Source organism: Halorubrum sp. SD690R (assembly GCF_005435035.1).
Lineage (GTDB): Archaea > Halobacteriota > Halobacteria > Halobacteriales > Haloferacaceae > Halorubrum > Halorubrum ezzemoulense.
Map to the genome: position 1 here is coordinate 36,408 of NZ_SGTV01000008.1, position 12,510 is coordinate 48,917.

Annotated in this window: 5 protein-coding genes; all 5 read left to right on the top strand. The window is 71.0% G+C overall.

The features are described 5' to 3' along the window. Nucleotides 1–15: 15 nt before the first annotated feature. The 5 genes from EXE41_RS06745 to EXE41_RS06765 all read left to right on the top strand — a co-directional run bounded on the left by EXE41_RS06745 (nucleotide 16) and on the right by EXE41_RS06765 (nucleotide 12,452). Nucleotides 16–2,316, top strand: a complete 2,301-nt coding sequence (locus EXE41_RS06745; RefSeq protein ID WP_137690615.1) for a hypothetical protein — start codon at nucleotides 16–18, stop codon at nucleotides 2,314–2,316. A gap of 119 nt (nucleotides 2,317–2,435) precedes the next feature. After that, the gene (leuS, locus tag EXE41_RS06750) at nucleotides 2,436–5,108 is read left to right on the top strand and encodes a leucine--tRNA ligase (protein ID WP_137690616.1); all 2,673 of its coding nucleotides are present in this window, start codon (nucleotides 2,436–2,438) and stop codon (nucleotides 5,106–5,108) included. A gap of 70 nt (nucleotides 5,109–5,178) precedes the next feature. Further along, the gene (kynU, locus tag EXE41_RS06755; protein WP_086215756.1) at nucleotides 5,179–6,591 is read left to right on the top strand and encodes a kynureninase; all 1,413 of its coding nucleotides are present in this window, start codon (nucleotides 5,179–5,181) and stop codon (nucleotides 6,589–6,591) included. A gap of 111 nt (nucleotides 6,592–6,702) precedes the next feature. Continuing rightward, nucleotides 6,703–9,339, top strand: coding sequence for a PAS domain-containing protein (locus tag EXE41_RS06760; RefSeq protein WP_137690617.1), 2,637 nt, complete (start codon nucleotides 6,703–6,705; stop codon nucleotides 9,337–9,339). A 158-nt stretch (nucleotides 9,340–9,497) separates the two neighbouring features. Continuing rightward, on the top strand, nucleotides 9,498–12,452 hold the full coding sequence (locus EXE41_RS06765; protein WP_199240861.1) for a DEAD/DEAH box helicase: 2,955 nt from the start codon (nucleotides 9,498–9,500) through the stop codon (nucleotides 12,450–12,452). The last annotated feature ends 58 nt before the right edge of the window (nucleotides 12,453–12,510 follow it).

Genomic DNA, 12,510 nt, shown 5'->3' on the forward strand with positions numbered 1-12,510 from the left:
ACGTCGCCCGAGGAAATGGATCGGGACGCCGACGCCGGCGACGGTGCGAGGGGGAGCGGGCCGGACGAGGCGCCCGGCGGGGCGCCCGCGAGCCGCGTCGACCGCCGGACCGTCCTCGGCGCGCTCGCGGGCGCCGGGAGCGCCGCGGTCGCGGGCTGTTCCGGCCCTGAGCCGGACGACGCGTCGACGACCGATCTCGACGCGGACCGGCTCGACGAACTCGCGGCGCGGTTCGCGCCGACGCTGTACTTCGACAGCGCCGAGCCGTGGTACCCGACCGACCCGCGACCGTACGCGAGCGAGGCGGACGGCGAGACGGTCGTCGACGGCTTCGCCGCGTTCGACGGCTACCACGAGCGGTACGACGAGGCGGGCGAGCCGCCAGACCCGACCGTCTTCTACAACGGGATGCGCTACGAGGACTCCCCGCTGGCGGTCGTCCAGTTCTGGCTCTACTCCGCGTTCGACCAGTTCACCGCGAACTTCCACTGGCACGACTGGGAGGTGCTCCACGTCTTCGTCGACCTCGACTCGGGCGACCCGCAGCTGTACGTCGCCAGCTCGCACTCGCGGAGCGTGCCCAACAACGAGTTCCTCGACCCCGACCCCGAGGTCGTCCCGCGGATCCTCCCCGAGCTCGGCTCGCACTCCAGCACGCTCTCGATCAACGAGATCCCGGACGGCTTCCGGCGCGTCGGCGAGGAGGGCCTGCTCGCCGACATCACCAACACGACGATCGACACGGTCGAGGACCTGCTCGGGATTCCGATCGCCTACGGTCTGCCCCGCGACGAGGGGGCCCGACTGCCGTTCGTCGTCCCCGAGTACGAAGGGGAGCCGATCTACGACCACCCTGACCTCCCGTCGGTCTCGGAGTCCTCGCTGGTCGACGGCGCGCTGACGGTCCGGTCGCTCGACGCGCTGCGCTCGCCGCCGACCGACCTGCCGCTCCGGGAGACGGGGATCGCCTTCCGACACGGCGAGCGCCCCGACGACGGCGACGACGCTGCGCTCGCCGCCGAGGCCGCCAAGTCCGTCGTCGAGTACGAGCTGGTGGAGAGCGCCGAGCTGGAGGACATCGACGCGTTCACCGGCCCGCAGCTCAGCTTCGAGTTCGCCGTGCCCGAGGCCGTCGAGGACGCGGTCGCGAGCCACATCACGACCACCGGCGTCCCGTGGGAGCAGCCGCGCTACGAGAACCCCGCGCTCGACGTCACTGCGGGGAACCACCGGTCCGAGATGGCGGACCGGTACGACGCGATCGCCGACGACCCGTCGTTCGGCGACGAGGCCGCCAGGGGGCTCGACGCCGTCGTCGCGCGCGTCACGCGGGCGACCGAGAGCGACGAGGCGCCCGACGGCGAGGGGTTGACCACGACCGAGTCGAGCGTCGAGTCGTTCGCGCTGATCGAGAGCGACCCGGAAGCGGTGCCGACGTTCGCCGGCGGCATCGCGGTCGCGAACGGCGTCCCCGAGGGCGATCACCGCTTCACGGTCAACGGCGCCGGGCGGGCGCCCCACAGCGAGCGGCTGACCGTCGCGGCCGACGAGGCCGTGACGACCGCCGGCGTCGACGGCGAGATTCCGCTCGTCGCCCGCGAGAACGCCCGGAAGGTCGAGCTGTCGGACGCGGAGAGCGAGGTCGACCTGACCCGGACCGCGATCGAGGACGACTTCGCCGGGCGGATCTACGACTCCGCGATCGAGGGGAGCGACGCCGCCTACGTCCACGCCGGCGGCGCGTACACGACGGAGGTCCGCGACGCCGACGACGAGGTCGGCGCGTACCGCGTCAACCCGGACCGGCCGGGGACGGGAGACGACGGCGACGAGGGAGACGGTCCGGGCGCCGGCGACGACGCGATCCGGATCGAGCGCCCGGAGACCGGGGCGGCCCCGCTCGCGGGCTACGTCGCCGACGTGGCCGAGGAGACGCGCGCGGCGGTCGCGGCCGCGGCGGCCGAGAGCGACGGCGGGGACGGAGACGGCGGCGCGGGCGGCGGGAGCGGCGGCGGAAACGACAGCGGCGGGAGCGGCGGCGGTTCGGGGGGCCCGTCGAACGCGGTCAACGGGCTCGAACGCGCCCTCGCGGCCGCGGTCGACGCCGCGGAGCGGGCCGAGGAGCGCGCCAGCGAGGGCGACGCCGAAGGGACGGAGCGTCAACTGGCGAACGTGCTCGACCGGATCGCCCGGATCGAGGAGCGGCTCGCGGCCGCGCGGGAGGGGCTCCCGCCCGGGCTCGCGAACGCGACCGGAAAGCGGGTCGAGCAGGCGACGAAGCGGGTCGAGCAGGCGAGGAACGCCGAGAAGCTGTAGGCCGCCAACGCTCCGGCGCTCGCGCGGGCGCGCGCGCAACGGCCGCGTCGCCCCGTGTCACGGCGCACCACTGGATGGAAAGCTATACGACGCAGAACCGACCACGAGTATATAAGCAGATGTCTCAGGAGAGATACGACCACGCGACGGTCGAAGAACGGTGGCAGGAGGCGTGGGACGACGCCGACGTGTACCACGTCCCGGACGAGGCCTCGGACCCGACGTACGTCCTCGGGATGTACCCGTACCCGTCCGGGAAGCTCCACATGGGTCACGTCCGCAACTACACGATCACGGACGCGTACGCCCGGTACCGGCGGATGCGCGGCGACGACGTGCTCCACCCGATGGGGTGGGACGCGTTCGGACTGCCCGCCGAGAACGCCGCCAAGGAGCGTGACACCAACCCCCGCGACTGGACGTTCGACTGCATCGACACGATGAAGGGGCAGATGAAGTCGATGGGGTTCGGCTACGACTGGGACCGCGAGGTCACCACGTGTACCCCCGACTACTACCGGTGGAACCAGTGGCTGTTCCGCCGCTTCCACGAGGCCGGCCTCGTCGAGCGCCGCGACGCGGAGGTGAACTGGTGTCCCTCCTGCGAGACCGTCCTCGCCGACGAGCAGGTCGAGGGCGACGCGGAGCTGTGCTGGCGCTGCGACACCCCCGTCGAGACCCGCGAGCTCGACCAGTGGTTCCTGAAGATAACCGAGTACGCCGACGAGCTGCTGGACGCCATCGACGACCTAGAGGGGTGGCCGAACTCGGTCCGGCAGATGCAGCGCAACTGGATCGGCCGACAGCACGGCAGCGAGGTCGACTTCTCGATCGACGGGTACGGGGACGTAACGGCGTTCACGACCCGGATCGACACGATATACGGTGCGACCTTCTTCGCGATCGCCCCCGATCACCCGATCGCCGAGGAGCTGGCCGAGGAGGACGACGAGATCCACGAGTTCGTCCACCACGAGGCCGACCCCGACGGCGACGAGCCGAACGGGGTCGAGACCGGACTGACCGCGACCAATCCCGCCACCGGCGAGGAGATCCCGGTGTACGTCGCCGACTTCGTCCTCTCGGACGTGGGGACGGGCGCGCTGATGGCCGTGCCCGCCCACGACGAGCGCGACCACGCGTTCGCGACGGAGAAGGGCGTCGAGATCCGACCCGTGATCGCGCCGGAGTCCGACGACCCCGACGGCGAAGCGGTCCCGGACGCACCGGACGTGGAGGAGGCCGCGTTCACGGAGGACGGCGTCCTAATCGGCTCCGGCAAGTACACCGGACTGGACAGCGAGACCGCGCGCGAGCGGATCACGGACGATATCAGGAGCGCCGAGCCGGCCACGCAGTACCAGCTGCGCGACTGGGGCATCTCCCGGCAGCGCTACTGGGGGACGCCGATCCCGATGGTCCACTGCGACGACTGCGGCGCGGTCCCGGTGCCCGACGAGGACCTGCCCGTCGAGCTGCCCGAGTTCATCAACACCACCGGGAACCCGCTCGACGCCGCCGACGAGTGGCAGGAGACGACCTGTCCGGAGTGCGGCGGGCCAGCGACCCGCGAGACCGACACGATGGACACGTTCGTCGACTCCTCGTGGTACTTCCTGCGGTACGTCTCGCCGGACCTGGCGGACGCCCCGTTCGACCTCGGCCGCGCGAACGACTGGATGCCGGTCGACCAGTACGTGGGCGGCATCGAACACGCCGTGATGCACCTGCTGTACTCGCGGTTCTTCACCAAGGTGTTGGCCGACGAGGAGGACCTCGACCACCGCGAGCCGTTCACCAACCTGCTGGCACAGGGGATGGTCCAGCTGGAGGGCGAGAAGATGTCCAAGTCGAAAGGGAACGTCGTCTCGCCGCAGCGGATCGTCGACGAGTACGGCGCCGACACCGCGCGGCTGTTCATGATGGAGGCCGCCCAGCCCGAGCGCGACTTCGACTGGTCCGAGGAGGGCGTCCGGTCCACCCACCGGTTCCTGACCCGGCTCAGCGACCTCGTCGAGGCGCACGCCGCGGGCGACGTGGCGACGGCCGACCCCGACACCGACCGCGATGAAATCGACGACTACGTCGCCGACGAGACCGACGCCGCGGTCGCCATCGCCGGCGCGGAGTACGACGACCTGACGTTCAACGTGGCGCTGCGGGAGGCGCAGGACCTCGTGGGGACGCTCCGGAGCTACCGCGAGCACGCCGACCCGCACCCCGCCGTCTTCGAGCGCGGCGTCGACGTCGCGGTCCGCCTGCTCGCCCCCGTCGCGCCCCACCTCGCCGAGGAGCTGTGGGAGTCGCTCGGCCGCGACGGGTTCGTCGCGGAGGCCGACTGGCCGACCGCGAGCGTCGACCGCGAGACGGTCGAACGCCGGCGCCGGCTGGTCGAGAACACCCGCGAGGACGTGCGCGACATCGTCGAGGTCGCCGGGATCGACGACCCCGAGCGGATCGACGTGGTCGTCGCGCCCGACTGGAAGTACGACGCGCTGGAGATCGCGATCGACAGCGACGCCGACAACCTGATCTCCGAGCTGATGGCCGAGAGCCACATCCGCGAGCGGGGCGACGACGCCGCCTCGTACGGGCAGGACCTCCAGGCGAACCGCGAGGCGCTCCGTGAGACGCTCGACGGCGACGCCGAACACGACGCCCTGCGAGCGGCCGCGTGGCTGATCGAGCGCGAGTTCGACGCCCCGGTCCGCGTCGAGCGCGCCGCGGACGCCGAGGAGGCCGTCGTCAGCAAGGCGGAGCCGGGCCGACCCGCGATCGACATCGTCGAGTAGGTCACCCGACCGTTTCGCGGCCCTCGCCGGACCCCGGAAACGCTTAGTCGCCGGCGCGGCGCCCTCGTGTATGGACGACTCGTACGCCCCCGCGCGCGACGCCCTCGCGGGCGAGGGACTCGGCGCCGACGACGGAGAGGACGCCGACCCCGCGGTGCTCGCCGCGCGACTCGACGAGGACGATCCGCTCGCGTCGTTCGCGGACCGCTACCGGGTCCCTGACGGTGTTCTCTATATGGACGGGAACTCGCTCGGCCCCGCGAGCGACGCCGCCCTCGCGAGCCTCGACCGCGTGGTCGACGAGTGGCGCGAGCTGCTCATCTCCGGGTGGACCGACGCCGACCCGCCGTGGTTCGATGTCGGCGAACGACTCGGCGACGCGCTCGCGCCGCTGGTGGGCGCGGAGCCGAGCGAGGTGGTCGTCGGCAACTCGATCACGGTGAACATCCACACCCTGATCGGCACGTTCCTCGACGAGCTGCTGGCCGGGAACGGGCCCGAACGCGAGGACGTCGCGGCCGCGGACGGAGAGTGGGCGCCGGACGGCGACCCGGACGCCGACCCCGCGGTCCTCGTCAACGAGCTCGACTTCCCCTCCGACCACTACGCGCTCCGGGCGCAGCTCCGGCAGCGGGGGATCGACCCGGACGAGAAGCTCCGGGTCGTTCCGAGCCGCGACGGGCGGACGATCGATCCCCGGGACATCGAGGCGGCGCTGGCGGCGCACGACGACGTGGGGATCGTGTTCATGCCGACCGCGCTGTACCGCTCGGGCCAGCTGTTCGACGTCGAGCGGATCGCGACGGCGGCCCACGAGGTGGGCGCGTACGCCGGCTTCGACGCCGCCCACTCCGCGGGCGCCGTCCCCCACGCGTTCGGCGACGCCGGCGTCGACTTTGCGGTGTGGTGTACGTACAAGTACCTCAACGCCGGACCGGGGTCGATCGGCGCGCTGTTCGTCGCCGAGCGCCACCACGGGCTCGACCCCGCGCTGGCCGGGTGGTGGGGCCACGAGAAGGCGACACAGTTCGAGATGAACATGACCTTCACCGCGGCCGACTCCGCCGGCGCGTGGCAGATCGGCACGCCGCCACTGCTTTCGGCCGCGCCGCTTGAAGGGTCGGTCGAACTCCTGCGTGAGGCCGGGATCGACCGCCTGCGGGCGAAGTCGCTCGCGCTCACCGACTTCCTCATCGCCCTCGTCGACGACCGGCTCCCGGGGGTCTCGGTGGGAACGCCCCGCGAACACGCCGCGCGCGGCGGTCACGTCGCCCTCGAACACCCCGAGGCCGAGCGGCTGAGCGAGGCGCTCAACGACCGGGGCGCGGTCGTCGACTTCCGACCGCCGAACGTGGTGCGGGTCTGCCCCGCGGCCCCCTACACCTCCTTTGCCGACGTGCTGGAGGTCGTCGACGAGATCGAGGCGATCCTCGACTCGGGGGCCCACGAGGCGTACGCGACGGGCGAGGGCGGCGTAACGTAGCGGGCGCGGCGCCGTGAGGGGCCGCGAGCGGGGTCGACGGGCGGTCTGTTCCCCGCGTTGACATCCGCAGTATTATTACTCTCAGTAACGTAAAGAGAGAAGAACGAGATCATGGGAAGAGGTTCATCGACGAACGGTGCCGATCGGTTCGGATCGGACGGCGACGAGGTGACGAGCGTTTACGAGGCGATGTTTCAGGAGGCTGACGACGCGATCTTTCTCGTTGACGTGGCGCGGACGGACGGCGAGTACGAGTTCACGTTCAGGCAGAACAACACCGCACACCAGCGACAGACCGGGCTGACCGAGGACGCGATGTTCGGGAAGACGCCGCGGGAACTCCTCGGAGAGCAACAGGGGGCCGCGGTCGAGGCGAACTATCGGCTCTGCGTCGAGCGGGGGACGACGATCGAGTACGAGGAGCGGCTCGAGTTCCCGGGCGGGGCGACCGACTGGCAGACGAAGCTTACCCCGGTCGTCGACGACGGAACGGTGACGCAGATCGTCGGCGTCGCCCGCGACGTCACGCGACAGAAGGAGCGGGAGCGGGAACACCGGCGCACGCACCGGCGGTTCCAGACCGTCTTGGAGACGATGTCCGCGGCGGTGTTCCTGAAGGACACCGAGGGGCGGTACCTGCTGATGAACCAGGCGTGCCGCAACGTGTTCGACGTCGACGAGGATCCCGTCGGGATGACCGACGAGGAACTCTTCCCGGAGGCCGTCGCGGCGCAGGCCCGCGCTGACGACCACCGGGTCGTTGAAGACGGCGAACGGATCGAAGTCGAGGAGACGGTGCCGACGCCCGCCGGAGAGAGCGTTCGGCTGACGCGGAAGTCCCCCGTGTACGACGAGGAGGGGGAGATACGCGGTGTGTGCGGTGTGTCGACCGACATCACCGAACAACGGGAGCGAGAGCGAGCGCTCCAACAGATCAAAGACCGCCTCGAACTCGCGGTCGAGGGCGCACAGATCGGCGTCTGGGACTGGGACATGGCCACCGACGAGGTCGAGTTCAACGACCGGTGGGCCCGGATGTTGGGCCACGCGCCCGACGAGATCGAACCGCACGTTGACGCGTGGGAGCGGCGCGTTCACCCCGACGACCTCGGGCCCGTCGAAGACGCCCTGTCGAGCCACATGGCCGGCGAGACGGAGCTCTACGACACGGAACACCGGATGCGCACCGCGGCGGGGGACTGGAAGTGGATCCGGGACGTCGGGAAGGTCGTCGAGCGCGACGACGACGGGAAGCCGGTCCGCGCGGTCGGGGTCCACCTCGACATCGACGACCAGAAGCGCCGGGAGGCGGAACTGGAACGCACGCGATCGGTCATCGAGCGCACCCAAGAGAGCGCGTCGATCGGCTGGTGGGAGGCCGATCTGGTCGAGGACTCGCTCACGTGGAGCGATGAGGTGTACCGGATCCACGAGGTTCCGCCCGACGACACGATCCGCCTAGAGGACAGGCTCAGCTTCTACCACCCGGACGACCGCGACGCCATCGAGGCGGCGTTCGACCGCCTGACCGAGGCGGGCGAGTCGTACGACCTCGAACTCCGCATCGTGACGGAGTCCGGTCGGACCAAGTGGGTGCGGGCGATCGGCGATCCGCAGTACGACGACGCGGGGAACGTCGTCGGGGCGCTGGGGCTGTTCCAGGACGTCACGGAGCGGAAGGAGTACGAGCGGGCCATCGAGGCGACGCGCGAGGAGCTCCGGCGGATCATCGACCTCGTGCCCGACCTGGTGTTCGTGAAGAACCGGGAGGGCGAGTACCTGCTGGCCAACGAGGCGACCGCGGCGGCGTACGGGAAGACGCCGGAGGAGGTAGAGGGCAAGTCCGAGGCGGAGATCATCCCCAGCGCCGAGGACTCCGAGGCGTTCAGACAGGACGACCTCGCCGTGATCGAGTCGGGCGAGCCGAGGACGATAGACGAGGAGACGCTGACCACGGCGGACGGGGAGACGCGCATCCTCCAGACGACGAAGATACCCTACGAGGTTGCCGAGACGGGCGAAGACGCCGTCCTTGGATACGCCCGCGACGTGACCGAGCTCAAGCAGTACGAGCGGACGCTCGAAGAGCAGCGGGACAACCTCACGCTGCTCAATCAGGTCGTCCGCCACGACATCAGAAACCAGCTGATGGTGGTCGAGTCGTACACCGGACTCCTCGAGGACGCGCTCGTCGACGACCAGAGCCGGACCTACGCGCGGACGGTCATCGAGGCGGCGAAGCAGGCGGCGGACATCACGGAGACCGCCAGGGACGTCACCGACGTGCTGCTACAGGCCGGCTCCGACCTGACGCCGATGAACCTCCGAGCCGAGCTCAACGGACAGATCGAACAGGTCCGGTCGGAGCAGGACCGGGCGACGGTCACCGTGAGCGAGTCGATCCCGGACGTGACGGTGGCGGCGGACGACCTGCTGGAGGCGGTGTTCCGGAACCTGCTGACGAACGCGGTCGTCCACAACGACAAGGAGAGGGCCGAGATCACGGTCTCGACGCGCGTCTCGGACGACTCGGTGCGCGTGTCGATCGCGGACAACGGCCCCGGGATCGACGACGACCACAAGGAGGACATCTTCCAGGAGGGCGCGAAGGGGCTCGAGAGCGGCGGGACGGGGATCGGTCTGTACCTCGTCGAGACGCTCGTCGACAAGTACGGCGGCGACGTGTGGGTCGAGGACAACGAGCCGACGGGGAGCGTGTTCGCCGTCGAACTGCCCCTCGCGAACTGATCGGCGCGCGCGAGGCGGGCGCCGTGCGTCGCCGTCCCGCGCGTCTCCATCCAGCGCGTCGCCGTCGCCGCGCGTCGCCGCCGCCTCACGTCGACCGTGCGCGTCGCGCGGGGCGACGGGCTTAATCGCCCGAGCGCCCAAGGTCCGACGATCAGACAATGGCGGAATCGTCGGGCATGGACGCGTTCGCGCACCTCGGGAGCGATATCCGCGAGGCGCTCTCCGACCGGGGCTTTTCCACGCCGACGGAGCCCCAGCGCGAGGCGATCCCGCCGCTCGCCGACGGGCGGAACGCCCTCGTCCTCGCGCCGACGGGGACCGGGAAGACGGAGACGGCGATGCTCCCCGTCTTCGACGCGGTCGTCGCGGCCCGCGACGCGCCCGGCGACCCGCCGCGGGAGGGAATCTCCGCGCTGTACATCACCCCGCTGCGCGCGCTCAACCGCGACATGATGGACCGGCTTGAGTGGTGGGGCGACCGCCTCGGCGTCGAGGTCGCGGTGCGCCACGGCGACACCACGCAGTACGAGCGGTCGAAGCAGGCCGACGACCCGCCCGACGTGCTCATCACGACCCCGGAGAGCCTCCAGGCGATCCTCACCGGCTCGAAGATGCGGGTCGCCCTGGAGGACGTGGCGCACGTCGTCATCGACGAGGTCCACGAGCTCGCCGCGGCGAAGCGGGGCGCCCAGCTCACGGTCGGCCTCGAGCGCCTCCGCCGCGTCGCGGGGCCGTTCCAGCGCGTCGGCCTCTCCGCGACGGTCGGTGACCCCGAGGAGGTCGGGCGCTTCCTCGTCGGCACCGGCAAGCGCGACCCCGACCGCCCCGGCGACCGCGCGTTCGAGACGGTCGAGGTCGCGGCCGGGACGCGGACCGACGTGCGCGTCCTCGATCCGGCGATCACGGACCGCGATACCACGCTCGCCGGCGAGCTCGCGGTCGACGAGACGACCGCGAGCCACGTCCGGACGATCCGCGAGATCGTCGCCGAGAACGAGTCGACGCTGATCTTCGTCAACACGCGCCAGACCGCGGAGGCGCTCGGCTCGCGGTTCAAGACGCTCGCCGAGAACGAGCGGGAGGCCGCCGAACGCGACGGGCGGGACGACGCCGCCGACCCCACCGAGATCGAGCTCCACCACGGATCGCTCTCGAAGGAGGTCCGGGTCGACGTGGAAGACCGGTTCAAGTCGGGCGGTCTGGACGGGCTCGTCTGCACCTCCTCGATGGAGCTCGGGATCGACGTGGGGCGCGTCGACCACGTGGTCCAGTACGGGAGCCCCCGCGAGGTGGCCCGGCTGCTCCAGCGCGTCGGCCGCGCGGGCCACCGCCGCGACCTCGTCTCGGAGGGGACCGTCGTGACGCAGGGAGGCGACGACACGCTCGAAGCGATGGCCATCGCGCGGCGCGCCGGCGAGGAGCTCGTCGAGCCCGCGAACATCCACCACGGGAGCCTCGACACGGTCGCCAACCAGATCGTCGGGCTCGTGATGGACGAGGGCGAGGTCCACGCCCGGGAGGCGTACCAGACGATCACGAACGCCTACCCGTTCGCCGACCTCTCGGAGCCCGAGTTCCAGGAGGTCGTCCGCGAGCTCGACGGGAACCGCCTGCTGTGGCTCGACGAGGAGACGGACACTCTCGAAAAGTCGGGCGGCACCTGGCAGTACTTCTACGCGAACCTCTCGATGATCCCCGACGAGTCCACCTACGAGGTGTACGACATGTCCTCGCGGCGGGGTATTGGCACCCTCGACGAGCAGTTCGTCGTCAACTTCGCCGGGCCGGGCGAGACGTTCGTCCAGCGCGGCGAGATGTGGCGGATCACCGAGGTCGACGAGGAGGAGGAGCGCGTGAACGTCACGCCGATCCCCGACCCGACCGGCGAGGTCCCCTCGTGGGTGGGCCAGGAGATCCCCGTCCCGAAGCCAGTCGCCGAGGAGGTCGGTCGGATCCGAGGCGAGGCCGCGGCCGCCCTAGCGGCCGGCTCCACGCCGACGGCGGTCGCCGCCGACCTCGCCGAGTGCTACCCGACCGACGAGGAGACGGTCGCGGCCGCGCTGAAGGCGGTCGTCGACCACGTCGACGCCGGCCACCCCGTCCCGACCGACGAGCGGATCGTGATCGAGGGGAGCGCCCGCATCGTCGCGGTCAACGCCGCCTTCGGCCACGAGGTCAACGAGACGCTCGCGCGGTTGCTCGCTGCGCTCGTCGGCCAGCGCGCCGGCTCGTCCGTCGGGATGGACGTCGACCCGTACCGGATCGAGTTCGAGGTGCCGAACGGCGTCAGTCCCGGAACCTTCCGCGAGGTGCTGGAGACGACGGACCCCGACCGGCTGGAGGCGTACCTCGAACTCGCCGTGAAGAAGTCGGACGCGCTGAAGTTCACGCTCGCGCAGGTCGCGGCGAAGTTCGGCGCCGTCAAGCGGTACAAGGAGGGGCGCGGCCGATTCGGCGGCGACCGCCTGCTCGCGGCCCTCGAAGACACTCCCGTCTACGACGAGGCGCTCCGTGAGGTGTTCCACGCCGACCTCGCGGTGCCGGAGACCGCGGACCTGCTCGCGGCGCTCCAGCCGGACGACGGGGGACGGGACGGCCCGCTCGACCTCTCTATCGCCCGCGAGCGCACCCCGCTCGGCACCGCGGGTCGCTCCGCCGGCACGGAGTTCCTCGTCCCCGACAACGCCGACGCCGACGTGATCGAGACGGTCAAAGAGCGCATCCGGGACGATCGAGTGATCCTCTTTTGTCTCCACTGTACGGACTGGAAGCACACGACGAAGGTCCGGCGCGTCCGCGACCAGCCCGAGTGCCCCGAGTGCGGGTCCACCCGGGTCGCGGCGCTCAACCCGTGGGACGACGAGACGGTCGCCGCGGTGCGCGCGGCCGAGAAGGACGACGAGCAGGAGCGCCGCACCGAGCGGGCGCACCGCGCCGCGAGCCTCGTCCAGACGCACGGGAAGCGGGCGGTGATAGCCCTCGCGGCGCGCGGCGTCGGGCCCCACAACGCCGCGCGGATCATCAATAAGCTCCGCGAGGATGAGGACGAGTTCTACCGCGACGTGCTCCGCCAGGAGCGCGAGTACGCGCGCACGCAGTCGTTCTGGGACTGACCAACGGCGGCCCGGACCGCGCCGAACCGCTCCCCCGTCCGGACTCCCGTTTTTAAGT